This is a genomic window from Corynebacterium sp. HMSC069E04, from assembly GCF_001813175.1.
Lineage (GTDB): Bacteria > Actinomycetota > Actinomycetes > Mycobacteriales > Mycobacteriaceae > Corynebacterium > Corynebacterium aurimucosum.
Window position 1 is genome coordinate 67,329 of sequence record NZ_KV811624.1, and the last position, 16,498, is coordinate 83,826.

General features: G+C 59.2%; 12 protein-coding genes and 1 pseudogene. 5 read left to right on the forward strand and 8 right to left on the reverse strand.

Annotation, left to right across the window (positions count from 1 at the left end):
• The first annotated feature begins 107 nt into the window (after nucleotides 1-107).
• Together HMPREF2896_RS00360 and HMPREF2896_RS00365 are read left to right on the forward strand one after the other, a co-directional pair.
• A complete protein-coding gene (locus HMPREF2896_RS00360; protein WP_070716797.1) occupies nucleotides 108-1,343 on the forward strand; it encodes a dicarboxylate/amino acid:cation symporter in 1,236 nt (411 codons plus the stop codon).
• 347 nt (nucleotides 1,344-1,690) lie between these two features.
• On the forward strand, nucleotides 1,691-2,896 hold the full coding sequence (locus HMPREF2896_RS00365; protein WP_246823940.1) for an HNH endonuclease signature motif containing protein: 1,206 nt from the start codon (nucleotides 1,691-1,693) through the stop codon (nucleotides 2,894-2,896).
• Between the two features lie 291 nt (nucleotides 2,897-3,187).
• On the opposite strand, the gene trpA is transcribed toward HMPREF2896_RS00365, so the two are convergent.
• From trpA to HMPREF2896_RS00395, 6 genes are read right to left on the reverse strand one after another with little or no spacing between them, the layout of a single operon-like run.
• A complete protein-coding gene (gene trpA / locus HMPREF2896_RS00370) occupies nucleotides 3,188-4,018 on the reverse strand; it encodes a tryptophan synthase subunit alpha (RefSeq protein WP_070716803.1) in 831 nt (276 codons plus the stop codon).
• Nucleotides 4,018-5,232, reverse strand: a complete 1,215-nt coding sequence (gene trpB / locus HMPREF2896_RS00375; RefSeq protein ID WP_070716806.1) for a tryptophan synthase subunit beta — start codon at nucleotides 5,230-5,232, stop codon at nucleotides 4,018-4,020. Before trpB ends, trpA begins: the two co-directional genes overlap by 1 nt.
• Before the next feature lie 45 nt (nucleotides 5,233-5,277).
• Nucleotides 5,278-6,660: a bifunctional indole-3-glycerol-phosphate synthase TrpC/phosphoribosylanthranilate isomerase TrpF gene (trpCF, locus tag HMPREF2896_RS00380; RefSeq protein WP_070716809.1), complete on the reverse strand. Its 1,383-nt coding sequence runs from the start codon at nucleotides 6,658-6,660 to the stop codon at nucleotides 5,278-5,280.
• Entirely contained in the window at nucleotides 6,638-7,675 is a 1,038-nt protein-coding gene (gene trpD / locus HMPREF2896_RS00385) for an anthranilate phosphoribosyltransferase (RefSeq protein ID WP_070716811.1), read from the reverse strand. Before trpD ends, trpCF begins: the two co-directional genes overlap by 23 nt.
• A complete protein-coding gene (locus tag HMPREF2896_RS00390) occupies nucleotides 7,675-8,319 on the reverse strand; it encodes an anthranilate synthase component II (RefSeq protein WP_070716815.1) in 645 nt (214 codons plus the stop codon). Before HMPREF2896_RS00390 ends, trpD begins: the two co-directional genes overlap by 1 nt.
• A complete protein-coding gene (locus tag HMPREF2896_RS00395) occupies nucleotides 8,316-9,815 on the reverse strand; it encodes an anthranilate synthase component 1 (RefSeq protein ID WP_070716818.1) in 1,500 nt (499 codons plus the stop codon). The genes HMPREF2896_RS00390 and HMPREF2896_RS00395 overlap by 4 nt, the downstream gene beginning before the upstream one ends.
• A 432-nt stretch (nucleotides 9,816-10,247) precedes the next feature.
• Here HMPREF2896_RS00395 and HMPREF2896_RS00400 point away from each other — a divergent pair, with 432 nt between their 5' ends.
• Genes HMPREF2896_RS00400 through HMPREF2896_RS00410 form a run of 3 tightly spaced genes read left to right on the forward strand, consistent with a single transcriptional unit; the run spans nucleotide 10,248 to nucleotide 12,877 of the window.
• Nucleotides 10,248-11,231: an ABC transporter substrate-binding protein gene (locus tag HMPREF2896_RS00400; protein WP_070716821.1), complete on the forward strand. Its 984-nt coding sequence runs from the start codon at nucleotides 10,248-10,250 to the stop codon at nucleotides 11,229-11,231.
• Complete coding sequence (locus HMPREF2896_RS00405; RefSeq protein ID WP_070716824.1) at nucleotides 11,228-12,085, forward strand: ABC transporter permease; 858 nt, start codon at nucleotides 11,228-11,230, stop codon at nucleotides 12,083-12,085. The genes HMPREF2896_RS00400 and HMPREF2896_RS00405 overlap by 4 nt, the downstream gene beginning before the upstream one ends.
• Nucleotides 12,086-12,088: 3 nt before the next feature.
• Nucleotides 12,089-12,877: an ABC transporter ATP-binding protein gene (locus HMPREF2896_RS00410; RefSeq protein ID WP_070444589.1), complete on the forward strand. Its 789-nt coding sequence runs from the start codon at nucleotides 12,089-12,091 to the stop codon at nucleotides 12,875-12,877.
• Between the two features lie 172 nt (nucleotides 12,878-13,049).
• Here HMPREF2896_RS00410 and HMPREF2896_RS00415 read toward each other — a convergent pair whose 3' ends face one another.
• On the reverse strand, nucleotides 13,050-14,900 hold the full coding sequence (locus HMPREF2896_RS00415) for an FAD-binding monooxygenase (RefSeq protein WP_070444591.1): 1,851 nt from the start codon (nucleotides 14,898-14,900) through the stop codon (nucleotides 13,050-13,052).
• 223 nt (nucleotides 14,901-15,123) lie between these two features.
• Nucleotides 15,124-16,487: pseudogene (locus HMPREF2896_RS00420) on the reverse strand (MFS transporter).
• Between the last annotated feature and the right edge of the window lie 11 nt (nucleotides 16,488-16,498).

Below are 16,498 nucleotides of genomic sequence, written 5' to 3' on the forward strand. Positions count from 1 at the left end.
ATTCGCATCCTGCTGTAATATACATTTCGTGTCGCTTGGTAGATATTAATGTACTTATCATCGAGCGAGAAAACCGACATGGTAGCAACCATAGAAAAGACTCAATCATGACATTCAAGAGTGTTCTCAACTCTCTGTTGTTCAAGATTATCGTCGCGATAGTTTTGGGCATCATCGTTAGCCAGTTTGCTCCGGAGTGGTTCGGAAGGGCCTTCGCCACATACAACGGCCTGTTTTCAAACTTCCTTGGCTTCTTCATCCCCGTTCTTATTCTCGCCCTTGTTGCCCCTGCAATTGCAGGCCTTGGACGGGGCGCCGGTAAGTGGCTGGGTATTACTGCAGGCATCGCTTATGGCTCAACTATTGTGGCGGGCCTTGTCGCTTATGGCCTGACCCAGGCCCTCTACCCCACTTTGCTGGGTGGACAAACGCTTAATACGGACGTCGCCGACATTGATGCCGGTGCTCTCGAACCCTATTTCACCGTCGAAATGCCTGCACCTTTTGAGGTGATGACAGCTCTATTGCTGTCCTTCTGTATCGGCGTGGCCATGACCACCGTGAAATCTGACAACCTCTACGCGCTTGCCAAAGAATTCGAGCACGTTGTCATCAAGGTGATCTGGGGCTTCGTTATCCCACTTCTGCCGTTCTACATCTTTGGCATGTTCCTTTCCCTAGGTATGAACGGGAATATCGGAACGGTGTTGGTCGCCTTCACGAAGGTTCTTCTGCTTGCAGTCGTTATGACCTTGGTTTACCTTGTGCTCCAGTACGTCATTGCAGGTGCCATTGCAGGTAAGAATCCATTCAGCGCATTGAAGAACATGGCACCGGCCTACTTTACCGCGCTGGGTACTTCTTCTTCTGCGGCTTCGATTCCGGTCACTTTGGACGCCACTTTGAAGAATGGTATTTCCAAGCCCGTTGCCGGCTTTGTCATCCCTCTCTGTGCGACCATTCATCTTTCCGGTTCGATGATAAAGCTGACGCTATACGCTTTCGCGATCGTGTTTATGGCAGATGGTATGGAAGCTGACCTGGGTAAGGCCTTGGGATTCATTCTGTTGCTTGGCATCATGATGATCGCCGCCCCCGGCGTTCCGGGTGGTGCTGTTATGGTCGCGGTCGGCTTGTTGCAGGCCAATATGGGCTTTGATGATTCGATGGTGGCATTGATGATTGCCGCCTATATTGCAATTGACTCCGTTGGTACTGCAGCAAACGTTACTGGTGATGGCGCCATTGCGATGATCGTCGATCGTTTCGCGCGGGACAAGATTGACGGCCTAGAGGCTGAGTCAGACGCTGCGGCTGCCGACGAGGAGCCCGCAACGGCATAAGTTTCACGTGAAACGCTGGATGTTTCCCCCTCCCTAGCCTGCTTTCCATCCCTGGTCTATACGTCTAGATCGCTAACTCAGACTCTGGCTCTGGGAGGGGGATTTTGTTTATTTTGGCGAAAACTTCGTGGTCTACTGATTGCGCACTTTGCCATCAAAGGCCTCGGTGAAAAAATAAAGCAACTCTTGCGGGAAACCTATAGAACATGTATTCTATAGGTGGGAGTGGGGAACGTAATTGTTCGGCTAGTTTAGGGGTGCAGCTACCCGTGGGAACCACAACAAACTCTTCAACGTCAGTACCTACTGCGTACTTTTCTCACTCAAACCCGCACGATCCAGAATGCATGGCGGGCCAACTCATGCGGAGAATAGAGTACGAGTTTTGGTCTAGTGTCCAACCGCCGCTCGATGCCGATTCAGATACTGCCTTTTTGCGTATAGGGCAAAAGACAGGAAAGTCTCCTGCGCATGTGGCGCGGAATGTCATGGGATTAATCCGTCTCAGTGAGTTGCCGAAAGTAAAGGTTCTGCAAGATGCTGAGTTCTTGCTCGATATGCAAGCCCTGGTCGCTATCGATCAGGTAATGGCAAAACTCGGGAACCCTCTCTCATCGGTGGTCGCCGAAATTGACAGTCAACTTTCGGCGTGGCTAACGCCGACTAAACCGAACCAGATCTTCCCCAGTGCTGAAAAGATTCGGCGAAAAGTGCGAGACATCGCCAAAGTCTTGGATGATTCAATCGAGTTCCGGGACAAGCGGAAAAAGAATCGCTACTCGCTTCTTACTCGGGGAGAGCGTGCGTCGATTGAGCTTGAGGTGGACAGCAAGGTCGGCGTCGTAATCCACGAGACTATTAAGCTTGCCGCCAAAGAGCATGACGTTTCAATGGCGGATGCCTTGATTCTACTCATTACGGGCAAAATTCAGCCTGAGGCGGGAAAGGTCGTCGTACATGAATACAAAGCTACTGACGTGGAGGGGGCTCCAGTCTACGTGCAGGGACATGGGTGGACCGGCGAGGGGGTTCCAGCGTCGAAAACAGTGACGCGGGACTTTAGTGAAGCTCCAGGACCGTGCGATGGCTATCAGCCTTCTGAATTTACCCGAAAGTATGTCGAGGGGCGCGATGGTACCTGTCGTGCGCCCGGATGTAATCGTCCGGCATGGACATGTCAGCTGGACCACCGGATTAACTATTCCGATGGCGGCCCAACGCATGCATCAAACTTGGTTGCTCTTTGCCAGCATCACCACAACATGAAAACAGATGGACGGGCGTTCTACATCCTGGACCCGGTTACTGGTGACGTTGTGTGGTTGTACGAGGACGGAACTTGGGCCGTAACTGAGGCAACCGGCCCGTTGGCACCAGCCTCGAAGGTGTGGGCCCGGACCATTGCGGAAGATGTGGTTGCGCACCGTCGCAAGATGCACGAAGAGGCGCAAGCTTTGAAAGTTGAGATGGACGGCGGAGAGATGGTCGAAATATTCGACAAGACGGACCCTGCGGAACGCTACTCGAATGGGTACGACGATATCCCCTTCTAAGCACTTAGCCTGCGAAAGCATCGAGAAGCTCACAGAGAATTAAGGAGTCATATGGGGAAAGTGGACTGAGGTTTATTGGCCGTCGCTTATTTCGGCACCGATAGGCTCACTGCCTGTGCACTCGGTTAGGGCACGGTTTCACGTGAAACGGCCCCTTCCATCGGGGTGCGCGGTGGCGCGCAGCGTGATGAAAGAGGCCGTCGAGAGGCGGACTGCTCTAGGTCGCTAGACATCTCACTTTTAGCTATCGTTGCCCGAAACGCTACCCGGCAAAGTGCAGATGAGGCCTGACTAGGGCTCGGTGGGCTTAGTGGCAGCTTTCATCTTCGAGACAAAGTCGGTAACTGCAGCAGCGAGCATCTCGGTGGGTCGATTATCTTCGTCAAGGTGTGCGTCAACGATCTTTGTTAACGCGGATCCTGTAATCGCGCCGGCTGCACCGGCGTCGATAGCGTCCGCGACGTGTTGGGGAGTCGAAATTCCGAAGCCGAGGAGAATCGGTGCCCCACCAAAACGCTTCACGTTGCTCACTACTTCATCGAGCCCGCGCGTCTCCGATTCCTTCTCGGTGCCGGTGACGCCGTCGCGCGAGATCGCGTAGATGTAGCCTTTGGAGTACTTCGCTACGCCCTCGAGGGTCTTCCCGGAGGCTTGTGCGGGTGCGATGAAGATGGGATCGATTCCTGCTCGGTCGGCTGCGTCGACGAAGGGGGCGCCTTCGCGAACGGGAACGTCGGGAAGCAAGATGCTATCGGCGCCGGCCTCTTGGAACTCGGCATAGAAGGTTTCTAGCCCCCGAGTGAAGGGGACGTTGCCGTAGATGAGCATGCCGATGGGCAGGTCTGGGAACTCGCTTCGAATTGTGCGGATTTGCTCGATCGCAGAATCTACCGTCGCGCCGCCTGCGAGGGCGCGGATGTGTGAGGCCTGGATCGTGGGACCGTCGGCGACCGGATCTGAGAAGGGAACGCCGAGTTCGAGCGCGTCAGCGCCACCGGCGACGGCCGCGCGAACGATGGTGAGGGCGGTTTCTGGGTCGGGATCGCTCAGCATGATGAAAGGGACAAAAGCCCCTTCATTGCGGGCAGTGAGACTGGAGAAGAGTTTCTCGTAGCGGCTCATTACTTGTCCTCCGTGATCTTGAATTCGGGGTGCGCGTCGAGGGTGCGGCGGACGTGATCGATGTCCTTGTCACCGCGCCCGGAAAGAGAAACGAGAATGGTGATGTCTTCATCTTTGCGTTTCAACGCATAGGCCAGGGCGTGCGAGGATTCGAGGGCGGGGATAATGCCCTCGCGGCGGCTGAGGAGCTGGAAGGCCTCGAGAGCTTCGGCGTCGGTGATGCCGACATATGTGGCTCGGCCGGTCTGTGCGAGGTGGGCGTGCTGTGGGCCCACGCCCGGGTAGTCGAGTCCGGCCGAAATGGAATAGGATTCCTCTACCTGTCCGTCGGCATTGCGCATGAGGTAGGAGCGGGCGCCATGGAGAATTCCGATGGTTCCGCTATTGATAGTGGCGCCATGGTGCCCGGAATCGAGTCCTTCTCCCCCAGGCTCAGCGCCGACGAGTTCGACAGATTCTTCGTCGATAAAGTCCGCGAACATGCCAATGGCGTTAGAGCCGCCACCGACACAGGCGACGACGAGATCTGGCAGCCCGCCGGTGCGCTCGATCATCTGGGCCTTGGCTTCCTCGGAAATCACTTTGTGGAACTCGCGGACGATCGTTGGGAAGGGATGCGGTCCCGCTGCGGTGCCGAGGAGGTAATGGGATTCGTGGAAGGTGGCGGTCCAGTCGCGGAGAGCTTCGTTGACTGCATCCTTGAGGGTTCCGGAGCCGGAATCCACGGGAATCACCTTGGCGCCCATGAGTTCCATGCGGTAGACGTTGGGTTGCTGCCGCTCGACGTCCTTGGCACCCATGTAGATCACACAGTCGAGGTCGAGCAGAGCGCAGGCGAGAGCGGTCGCGGTGCCATGCTGGCCCGCGCCGGTTTCGGCAATGATGCGCGTCTTGCCCATGCGCTTAGCCAAGAGTGCTTGGCCGATGACCTGGTTAGTCTTGTGAGCGCCACCGTGCACGAGGTCCTCACGCTTGAGGAAGATGCGTGCCTTTCCGCCAAGTTTGGTCGCTTCGGTGAGCGGCGTGGGGCGGCCCAGGTAGTCCCGTAGGTAGCCGGCAAGTTCCTTGCGGAAGGCCGGGTCATTCTGGGCGTCGACGAAGGCGTGCTCGAGCTGGTCGAGTGCTGGGATGAGTGATTCGGGAACAAATTGTCCGCCAAACTCACCGAAGTAGGCGGGAAGAATGGTCTCCCTGGTGTCCTGATCGTTGGTCATGATAGTCCTTTTGTCTCGGGCTGTTGCTAGGGCTCGGGTTGGGGATTAATACGTAAAGTGACGAATTATATGGAAGGCCTGAGCGATGAGTGCACTGTCTTTTCGACCGTTCACTTCGACCCCTGAATTGATGTCCAATCCGGCGGTGCCGACGCGAAGCGCCTGGGTGAGGTTCTCTGGATTCAGGCCCCCAGCAAGAAGTGACTTTGCTTTGACCTCGTCCGGGACAGTTGTCCAGTCGAAGGGGGTACCGGTTCCGCCGGTGCCGGAGTCGAGAATGAGGAGGTCGACGGCGTCGGCAAGCGCAGCGGCGAGGGCCGAGCCGTGGGGTGCGGTCATGTCGATGGCGCGCCACACCTGGCGCTCCCCTGTTACTGCGCGGACGGACTCAATGAGTTCGATCTCGGCCTCTGTGCTCCCCTGGTAAGGCGCGTGGATCTGCAAGGCGGAGATGCCATCGATGGCCAACTCCTCCCAACCGGCAGTGCGGCGTGAGACCGCGACATAGCTTAGGTCGGGTTCGTGGGCGATGATGTCGAGCGCGGTTTCACGTGAAACATTGCGCGGGGAGGCCTCCTCGAAGACGAATCCCCCGTAGACGGCACCGGCGGCACGGGCGGCCTGAGCCGCTGACCATGTCGTGAGGCCGCAGACCTTGTTCTGGCCATAGACCAGCTCACGGGCGGCCCGGTCGATATCGGGCGTGCCGGTGAGCTGGGAGCCAACGAGGAAGGCATTGGCGTGAGAACCCAGGCGGCGAACGGTCTGGTTATCGCGAATACCGGACTCCGACACGATGACCTTGCCAGACGGGACGTGGTGCGAAAGGCGCTCGGAGCGTGTGAGATCGATGCTGAGGTCGTGGAGGTTGCGGTTGTTAATTCCGATCACGTCGATGCCAAAGGCAGTGGCGCGAGCGACCTCCTCTTCGGTGATCGCCTCGGTGAGGACATCGAGCCCAAGGGAATCTGCCAGCTGCTTGAGTTCCGCGTAGGTGTCGTCATCGACGATCGACATCATGAGCAAAATGGCGTCGGCGCCAAAATAGCGCGCAGCGTAGACCTGAATGGGGTCAACGATGAAGTCCTTGCACAAGACAGGCAGGTGCGTGGATAGCGCCACAGTCTGCAGATGGTCGTAGTCGCCACCAAAACGATCCGGTTCGCACAGCGCCGAAATGGCTGAGGCGTAGCGCGAATACACGCGAGCGATGGCCCCAGGTTCATAGTGTTCCCGAATGAGCCCCAGTGATGGCGAGGCGGACTTGCACTCCATGATGAAACGGTTAGTGCCGTTGAGTGCATCGTAGAAGGAACGTTCTGAGCGCGGGAGAGCAGCTAAATCAACGTGTGCCAGGCGCTCACGGATTGCGGGCAGATGCGTGCGGCGCTTGGCGACGATCCCTTCAAGCACGGTCGGCAGAGCCATAGTTCGCCTCCTCGTGCTTCTTCAGCCATGCGGCGACGGTTCCATCCTTAATGAGTTGGTCGGCATGCGCGACGCCCTCGTGGATGGAATCGGTAGTGCCATTGAGATAGAACATTGCGCCGGCGGTGGCGGCGATCGCGTCGTGGTGGGCGGGCTTGCCGGTACCGGCGAAGACCGCCCGGAGGGCCCTTGCGTTTTCTTCACCGTTGCCGCCGGCGAGGTCGGAGAGCTCGTGGCGGGAGATGCCGAGGTCCTCCGGGGTGAGCTCGTAGTGGCTAATGGAGCCGTCGCGAAGCTCCCAGACCTGGGTGGTGCCGTGGACGGCAATCTCATCGGTACCTGCGCCGTGGACGACGAGCGCGCGCGTGCGGCCAAGATCCTTGAATACTTCAGCGATGAGCTGGCCCTGCTCGGGATTGGCGATGCCCATGATCTGGAACTCTGGGCGGCCCGGGCTGAGCAGCGGACCCATGGTGTTGAAGAGGGTTGAAATTCCGAGTCCCTTGCGTACCGGTTGCACGTGAGCAACTGCCGGGTTATACGCAGGAGCGAAGAGGAACGTGAAATTCGAGGCTTCGAGTTGGCGGACCGCGCGGTCCGGATCGAGGTCGAGCGGGATGCCGAGAGCCTCAAGGACGTCGGCGGAACCCGACTTGGAAGATACGGAACGGTTGCCGTGCTTGACCATCTTGACCCCGCCGGCGGAGGCGACGAGAGATGCGCCGGTGGTGACGTTGATGGTGTTAGTGCCATCGCCACCGGTCCCTGCGGTGTCCATGAGCCCCTTTCCGGTGACTGGGAAGGGACGCCCGGCATTGAGGAAGGCGCGCGCCGCGCCGGCGACATCGGCGAAGGTTTCGCCGCGAGTACGGATGTGGGTAAGGAGAGCGGCGATATGAATGTCGTCGTACTCCCCTACTGTCAGTGGGGTAAAGACCTCGATAGCTTGCTCGAGCGTTGGATGTGAAATGTCGAGGAATTCCTGCAGTGTCTTGAGGGCGTGGTTATTAGTCATTACTTGGCTCCTTCCATAGTGGGGAGAGAAGAAAGTTGTTTGATACAGCGTTCGATGACGATGGGTCCCGTCGGCGTGAGGACAGACTCTGGGTGGAACTGCAGGCCGAGGGCCATACCGTCGAGAGTTTCCGCCGCCATGGTGACAGGGCCGATATTGGTTTCGGTCTCCGCGAGGCTGCGCATCTGGGCGGGAATGTTCGCACAGCCTAAGGAGTGGTAGCGCGCAACGGGGACCAGGCGGCCCACGTAGTTCGGGTTATCTGGCTCGGAATCAGTAGTGAGCCCTTGGAAGAGCGGGTGCTTCGCGCCAGCGTCGGTCAGCGTCATGGGAACAGAGGAACCGTGCACCGGACCGCAGGCTTCAACCCTGCCGCCGCAATGCTCGAGCAGCGCCTGGAAGCCCAGGCAGATGCCAAGGATGGGGATGCGGCCGAGGGAGGCGTCGACAAGCTGCATCATCGATCCGGCGTCGCGGGGATGACCGGGGCCGGGCGAAAGGATGATGATGTCGGGCTGGGCGGCAAGGACCTCCTCCACCGGTACGGTGTTGCGGAAAACGGTGGTGTTGTAGCCGGCGAGCGCGTCGACGAGGTTGTAGACGAAGGAATCGTGGTTATCAATGAGGACGACGTGTGGGTTCATCGGATGACCTCCAGGGAAGCGTTGTGTGCCTGGGCGATGGCACTGAGCACCGCGTAGGCCTTGTGGACCGTTTCGTCGGCCTCGGATTGCGGGATGGAATCGCGCACGACTCCGGCGCCGGCCTGGACAACGGCCGTGCCGTCTTTGACGTAGGCGGAACGGATGACAATGCAGTTGTCCATGGATCCATCGCCGCGCAGGTATCCGATAGCACCCCCGAAGGATCCGCGGCGAGTGCCTTCGGTCTCACGGATGAGTTCCATGGCACGCAGCTTCGGTGCGCCGGTCAGCGTTCCCATGTTCATGCAGGCTCGGTAGGCGTCGAGGGCGTCGAAATCCTCGTGCAGCGTCGCGACGACGCGGGAGACCAAGTGCATCACGCGGGAATAGCGGTCCACCTGGAGCAGATCAGCGACCTGTCGGGTGCCGGGAACAGCGACGCGGGCGAGATCATTGCGGGCTAAGTCAACCAGCATGATGTGCTCCGAGACCTCTTTGGAGTCGGTGCGCATCTCGAGTTCGTTGCGGATGTCCAGCTCGTGGGTCGCACCGCGCGGGCGGGTGCCGGCGACCGGGTAGAGCTGCACCTGCCGGTCAGCGGCCGTGTACTTCAGGTTGGATTCGGGGGAAGCGCCGAAGAGCTCGTGCTCGGTGCCGCGCAGGTAGAACATATACGGCGAGGGGTTGGTCTCTCGCAGCGTGCGGTAGGCGGCAAAGGCATCCGGGCAGTCGAGGCTGAACGCGCGGGAGGGCACGACCTGATAGATATCGCCTGCATGTACGTTGTCTTGGAGGCGCTCGACGTGGCGGCGGAAAGCGGCGTCATCAATGGAAGCGCGTGCGCTGATGCTCTCACGCGGCGCGGGGGCTTCTGGAGTAATAGGTACGGTGACAACGGCCCGGTCCAGCTCTTCTTCGAGCGCGTGCTTGTCGACGCCCCATCCCTCAATCCTTGCCTTCTGCGTCAGGTGGTCCACCGTGAGGACGTGCTCGGCTACCAGAAATTCATAGTCGGGGTATTCGTTAGGGCCATCAGGAACCGGCGGCAGTGCCTCGAAGGTATCGACATAGTCGAAGGCGAATCCCCCACCAAGGAAAGGCAGCGACTCGCCGGAATAGAGCTGGCTAAACTGCAGTGTGCGCAGGATATCTGCAGTTGAGGTGGCGCGGAGGCGGGCGCGCTCATCGTGCTCGGTTGAGAGCTCGAAGCTAAAGGTGGCGCTGCCCTCACCGTTCTGGCTCATCCTGGAGCGGAAGTCCTGACGAAGTTCATCTAAGAGTAGGTGCCCGGACGGAGTTAAGGCCGTTGCGGTGACTTCCTGGCCGCGGCATACGACCTTGAGCGCTGCCTTGGTGATCGCAATGCACGTGAGGTTCTTCTTGGATTCAATGTCCGCGGATTCTAAGAGCAGGGAATCCTGCGGCGTGGCGAGGGCATAAAAGAGCGCGCTGGCGTCCGGTATGTACCTGACCTCGCGTTGGGCTGTATACGGCATCCTGTGTCTTTCTTTAACGATAGTGAGTGCTGCCGCGAGCTTCGCAAGAGAGCAAAACGCCGAAAAGCCCGCAGCTGCGGGCCTTAAATATGGGAGAAGAACGAGGCCCGCGGGTTACGCGCGCCACCACCAAAGGTTAAATGTGTTCTTCACATCATTGACTCTAACACCGATACCTTCTGCCGTACAGATAAAGGTCATTCGGGTACCCCCGTGGCCTCATGGTGGTACGGGGCCAAGGAACTGCAAGTGATATAGGAAACATGCAGCTAGAGAGTGTGATGTAACACTCTAAAACTGTAGGCCTATAGCTTTTGTAGGACTAATAGTACCCCCGCGCGGGAAAAATATTCATAAAACTGCTGCTTAAAAGGGTGAAAAGAGGATTAAATAACGGTCACTACTGTCACTCTTGAGTAGAAAAGGACCACTATGTTCTCTAAAACTGCTGCTGCTCTCTCAGCTATCGCTCTGAGCACTGTTGCCCTCGTGGGCTGCTCCTCGTCGTCGGAAAGCGCCAGCGGGGATTCCGGAGGCGGAGATTCCTACACCATCGGAATTAATCAGCTGGTTCAGCACCCCTCCCTCGACGCCGCCGCAGAAGGCTTCCAAGAAGCCTTCGAGGAGGCGGGCGTGGACGTGGATTGGGATGTTCAGAACGCCAATGGCGAGCAAGGCACCGCGGTGTCCATCTCCCAGCAGATGGCGAACGCCAACCACGATCTCTACCTAGCCATCGCTACCCCAGCCGGTCAGGCAATGAGCAAGTCCATCAAGGACAAGCCGCTTCTGTTCACCGCGGTGACGGACCCCGTCGAGGCGGAGCTCGTGGAGGCGCTGGATAAGCCGGGCAAGAACGTCACGGGTACTTCTGATGCCGCCCCTATCGAGGAGCAGGTAGAGCTCATTAGCCAGCTGGTGCCGGACGCCACATCTGTGGGCGTCGTCTACTCTTCCGCTGAGGTGAATTCCAAGGTGCAGGTAGAGCAGCTGACGGAAGCAGCCAAGCCGAAGGGTATTGAAGTGAAGTCGCAGACGGTGACCTCCGTGACGGAAATCCCCCAGGCCGTGGAGGCACTGGGTGATGTCGATGCCATCTACATTCCGACCGACAACATGGTCGTCTCTGGTATCTCTTCGCTCATCAAGGTAGCGAATGACAAGACCATCCCGGTCATCGCTGCGGACTCCGGTGCCGTCGAAGGTGGTGCTGCAGCCACCATTGGTATCGACTACAAGGAGCTGGGCCGCCAGACCGGTGAGATGGCGCTGCGGATCCTGCAGGATGACGCTGACCCGGCCGAAACTCCGGTGGAAACCGCTTCTGAATACACCTACGTGATCAACGAAGACGCAGTGAAGGCACAGGGCATTGAGGTGCCGCAGGAGATCCTAGACAAGGCTGAGACGCTGTGATTGGAGCACTCGAGCTAGGTCTCATCTATGCGGTCATGGCCGTAGGCGTCTACCTGACGTTCCGCGTCCTTGACTTCCCAGACCTGACTGTCGATGGCTCCTTCACCACCGGGGCTGCGACGGCCGGCGTGCTCATTACGAATGGGGTCAACCCCTTCGCGGCCTCGTTGGCTGGTTTCGGCACCGGATTTGTGGCCGGCTGCATCACCGGACTCCTCCATACGAAGGGCCGCATCGATGGGCTGCTTGCTGGCATCCTCACGATGATCGGTCTGTGGTCCATCAACCTGCGCATCATGGGCAGCGCTAACGTGCCGTTGCTGACGCAGGATTCGGTTTTCACTCCGCTGGATGCGGTCATGGGAACCTGGGCCGGGGTGGGGCTGCTTGCTGTGGGCGCGGTGGTGCTCTGCCTACTGATTGTGTGGTTCCTGTCTACGGACTTGGGCCTCTCGTTGCGCGCCACTGGCGACAACCAACAGATGATCACCTCCTTTGGCGTGTCGACGGATTTCACCAAGATTCTGACCTTGGCTTTGTCCAACGGCCTGGTGGGTCTGTGCGGTGCGCTCATCGCGCAATATCAAGGCTTTGCCGATATCTCGATGGGTATTGGTCTCATTCTGGTGGGTCTTGCCTCCGTCATCCTGGGGCAGGCGGTACTCCCCCAGTCGCGCCTGTGGATGGCTGTCGTGGCGGTGGCACTGGGTTCCGTGATCTACCGACTCATCATCTTCGCCGCTTTGCAGGTGGGCCTCAACCCGAATGACATGAAGCTCATCACGGCGCTGCTGGTTATTGTTGCTCTCCTGGTGCCTCGCATGACGCGGGTACGCGGCAAAAGGAAGGCCTAAATCATGCTCAACATAGACAAGATCTCAAAGACCTTCTTTCCGGGGACAGTCAACGAACGCCGTGCGCTTCGCGACGTCTCCCTGGCGCTTGCCTCCGGTGACTTCGTCACGGTTATCGGTTCAAACGGTGCGGGAAAGTCAACTCTTCTGAACTCGATTGCGGGCCGGCTCACCCCGGATTCTGGGAAAATCTCGATCGACAACAAGGATGTGACCAGCCAGCCGGAGCACAAGCGTGCGCAGAAAGTCGGACGCGTGTTCCAGGACCCCATGGCGGGTACAGCACCGAACCTGACGATTGAGGAGAACCTCTCGCTCGCTTATTTGCGCGGCAAGAAGCGCGGACTCGGTCTGGGGCTCAATTCCGCGCGCCGGGCTGTCTTTGTGGATCAGCTAGAGTCGCTCGAGCTGGGCTTGGAGGAGCGCCTTGGGACGAAGGTGGGCTTGCTCTCCGGCGGTCAACGCCAGGCGCTGTCATTGCTCATGGCCGGCTTTACTAACCCGAAGGTGATGCTTCTTGATGAGCACACGGCTGCTCTCGACCCGCAACGCGCGGAGCTGGTGACCACTTTGACGCAGCGCATCGTGGAACAAGGTCAGCTCACCACGCTGATGGTGACGCACAATATGGCACAGGCGCTGCAGGTGGGAAACCGCCTCATCATGATGCATGAGGGAGAGATCATTTACTCCGCCGACGCTGAGCAGAAGGCGAAGCTCACGGTGGAGGATCTCATGGCGGAGTTTGCGAAGATTAAGGGCGCTACGTCCGATAGGACCCTTTTGCAGTAGCGATCCTCCGTGGTTGTTTCACGTGAAACCTAGGTGTTGTGTTTGGCAGCACCTAGGTTCCTTTCTGTTCGTGGGTCTAGCACCTTTGTGAAGGTTTGACGGTGACATAAAAAGAGGGCCCAGCACAACGCTGGGCCCTCTAAGCGTAAAGCTAGTTGAACTTGAGTGGAGCTTACTTGAGCTTGATGAGCGCGGAAGAGAAGTAGTCCTCGACTGCTGATGGGTCATCGAGAGGGAGAACAGCGCCTACGTACTGGTCCGGGCGAACGATGACCACCGCTCCGTCGCGGGAAATTCCGCGGGCATCGAAGATGTCCTTGTCGCCAGGGAGAGCGTTGAAGACATTCTCCCAATTCGGAATGTTGAACTTGCCGTTGCGCGGGCGGAACAACAGTGGGGCGTCAAGAATCTCATAGTCGTGATGGTTGGTCTGCTGGTAGATAGCCTTCACGTCGAAGTAGGTATTTTCATCAGCTCCCTCCGGGGTGAACGCGGCCAGGATGGGACCGAGCTTCTCGGCCCACTCGCTCAGAGTGGAGCTCTCGCCGGCCTTGGGGGCATCGGCAAAGGCGTAGATGCGGTAGCGGCCATCGGCGGTGTGCTGGTGGCCCAGGTGCTGAGGGTAAGCATCGCAGCGGCGGAGGACCTCAAAGGACTTGAAGCGCTTGCCTACCGGGAAGCCGGTAGCAAGGTCCTGGTGCTGTGTTGTACCGACAATCAGGTTGTCTTCGTACTGCGTCATCATGCCAGCGGCGAACTCCTCTGCGGCGACGTAGTACTTCTCCACTGCCTCCGGATCATCGAGCTCTTCGGTAGGTGTGGCCATGAGGGTGGACCACTCGCGGTCGAAGTTGATGAGGTTCTGAGCAGCTGGCTGACGCTCGCCGTGGTAGGTGGTCAAGAGTTCCTTCGGGGCGCGGCCGTCGAGGACGTGGCCGAGCTTCCACCCGATATTGAAGCCATCCTGCATGGAAACGTTCATTCCCTGACCGGCCTTTGCTGAGTGGGTGTGGCAGGCGTCGCCGGTAAGGAAGACGCGCGGGTCCTCGTCGTTATCGTCGAAGGCATCGACGAGTCGGTGGCCTACCTCGTAGACGGAGTGCCAAGCAACCATCTTGACGTCGATGAAGTAGGGCGAGTAGATCTCGTTGGCCTTCTCGATGATCTTCTCAATCGGGGTGGAGCGGACCTTGTGATTGTCATCCTCGGGCACGACGCCGAGGTCGACGTAGATGCGGCAGAGGTAGCCGCCCTCACGCGGGATGTGCAGGATTGAGCCGGCCTGGGAGTGAATGGCACACTTGGTGCGCCAATCCGGGAAGTCGGTGTCAACCACGACATCCATGACACCCCATGCGTGATTGGCCTGGTCGCCCTTGAGCGAGCGGCCGATGGACTTGCGAACGCGGGACTTAGCACCATCACAGCCGACGACGTACTTGGCGCGTACGTCGCGCGGGTTGCCGTCGACATCCTCGAGGTGGACCGTTACCGGGTATTCGCCCTCCCCTACCTCAAGGGAGACGAAGTTCCAGCCGTAGTCCGGAGTGATGCGGCCCGGGGCGCGGTGCGCATAGCGAGCGAAGTAGTCCAGCACGCGGGCCTGGTTGACAATGAGGTGGGGGAATTCAGAGATGCCCTGCTCGTCGTCGATGGGGCGAGCGCCGCGGATGATCTTGGACCGATCCTGCGGATCCGGGTTCCAGAAAGACATCTCCGTGATCTCGTAGGCCTCTTCTGTAATTTCCTTGGCAAAGCCGAAGGCCTGGAAGGTCTCCACGGAACGGGACTGGATTCCATCGGCTTGGCCTAGCTCGAGGCGGTGTGGGCGGCGCTCGATGATCCGCGTATTGACGTCCGGGAACATGGCCAGCTGCGCTGCGGCGATCATGCCGGCTGGCCCGGAGCCCACAATGAGAACGTCCATTTCATCCGGAAGTTCAGCGACGCGATCGATGCCGTATCCGGCAGGCTCGTGCACGCGGGGATCTTCCGAAACGTAGCCGTTGTGGTGGAACTGCACTGTGGACTCCTTAGTTAGCGGTTGTAGTTGACGAGAACAAAGAGAGTGATGGGGGTAGCGGCTGCTCCCCCACTTCTATGTGAGCTTCGCTCGTTGAGTTGGTGACTCAGTTCAAGGCGTCAAGAGGATGTGAGCTGGGTCGTATATGAGAATCATATATGATGCGTTCCCCGCGCACAATGGCTTGTGCAGAAAGGGGAGCGCATGGGTGGAGGGGCGTCGTCTAGCGCGGGCTGAAGATGAAGTGACCCTGGGATTGCTCGGCCTCGTGCTCTGCTCCGAGGGCTATCCCCTTGCGTTCGCGCAGGATGAAGGTGCAGATGAAGCCGACGATCGAAGCGGATACGAGGTAGCCTGACACCGCAAAAGTGGTACCCGTTGCCTCGACGAGCGCGGCGGCGATCATGGGGGCGAAGGCGCCGCCCAGGACCGAGCCGAGGGCATAGGTAATGGAGACGCCGGTGGCGCGAATAGAGGCGGGGAAAGCTCGGCGTACATCGCGGACTGCGCACCGTAGGTCAGGCCCAGGCCCACGGTGAGGAAGAGGAGTGCGCCGTAGAGGAGACCGAGGCTTCCGGTATTGACCAGCGGGAAGAGGGCGGCAGCGCCGATGCCCTGCAAGATGAATCCCAGGAGGTAGGTATTTCGGCGGCCGATGTAGTCCGAGATGAAGCCGGCGAACAAGGTGGTCAAGGCCCACGAGAAGGCAGACACGGTCACGGCGTTGAGGACATCACCGCGGTCGAGTGCGACGGGGCCCTCCGGGTCGGTGGCGTAGCGCTGGATGTAGCCGCCCGTAGTCATGTATCCGACGGTGCCGTTACCCGCGAAGACGAGGGCGGCGACGAGGACGAGCGGGGTGAACTTCTTAAACAGCGTGCCAATGGGGTTGGTGGCTTCTTCCTCTTCGCGTTCCGCAATCTCCGCGAATACTGGGGACTCGTCGACGCCCATGCGGATGAGGTAGCCCACCAAGACGAGGGCAAAGGAGAGGAGGAAGGGAACGCGCCAGCCCCAGTCCATGAAGGCGTCGCCAGGCGCGATGGTGTTCATGATGGACAGCACGCCGGAGGAGAGCAGCAGGCCGGCGGGCACGCCGATCTGGGGGCCTGCGCCGTAAAGGCCGCGCTTGTCAGTCGGGGCGTGTTCCACCGCCATGAGCACCGCGGAACCCCATTCGCCACCAGCAGAGATGCCTTGGATGATGCGCAAGGTGATGAGGAGAATCGGCGCCCAGATGCCGGCGGTTTCATAGGTTGGCAGAACACCAATCAGGGTGGTCGCACCGCCCATGGCGATGAGCGTGACCATGAGGACCACGCGGCGTCCGAAGCGGTCGGCGAAGTGCCCTGCTAGGAACGCGCCAACTGGGCGGAATAGGAAGGACAAGCCAACGGTCAGGAAGGAGATGATGGTGGCCAGGCCACCTTCGAGCGGGCCGAACATGAGGTGGTTGAACACGAGTCCGGCCACCGCTGCATAGAGGAAGTAGTCGTACCACTCGATAGCGGTACCGATGGTCGTCGCGGCGACGACACGGCGGCGTTCGGCCGTCGAAATTGTCGGCGTGACAGCTGTGTGCGACATGATGTGATTCC

Coding starts and splice junctions, on each gene's coding strand:
- trpA (WP_070716803.1), bottom strand. CDS start 4,018: ATGAGCCGCTACGAGAAACTCTTCTCCAGTCTCACTGCCCGCAATGAA.
- HMPREF2896_RS00365 (WP_246823940.1), top strand. CDS start 1,691: ATGGCGGGCCAACTCATGCGGAGAATAGAGTACGAGTTTTGGTCTAGT.
- HMPREF2896_RS00410 (WP_070444589.1), top strand. CDS start 12,089: ATGCTCAACATAGACAAGATCTCAAAGACCTTCTTTCCGGGGACAGTC.
- HMPREF2896_RS00390 (WP_070716815.1), bottom strand. CDS start 8,319: ATGAACCCACACGTCGTCCTCATTGATAACCACGATTCCTTCGTCTAC.
- HMPREF2896_RS00400 (WP_070716821.1), top strand. CDS start 10,248: ATGTTCTCTAAAACTGCTGCTGCTCTCTCAGCTATCGCTCTGAGCACT.
- HMPREF2896_RS00360 (WP_070716797.1), top strand. CDS start 108: ATGACATTCAAGAGTGTTCTCAACTCTCTGTTGTTCAAGATTATCGTC.
- trpD (WP_070716811.1), bottom strand. CDS start 7,675: ATGACTAATAACCACGCCCTCAAGACACTGCAGGAATTCCTCGACATT.
- trpB (WP_070716806.1), bottom strand. CDS start 5,232: ATGACCAACGATCAGGACACCAGGGAGACCATTCTTCCCGCCTACTTC.
- HMPREF2896_RS00395 (WP_070716818.1), bottom strand. CDS start 9,815: ATGCCGTATACAGCCCAACGCGAGGTCAGGTACATACCGGACGCCAGC.
- trpCF (WP_070716809.1), bottom strand. CDS start 6,660: ATGGCTCTGCCGACCGTGCTTGAAGGGATCGTCGCCAAGCGCCGCACG.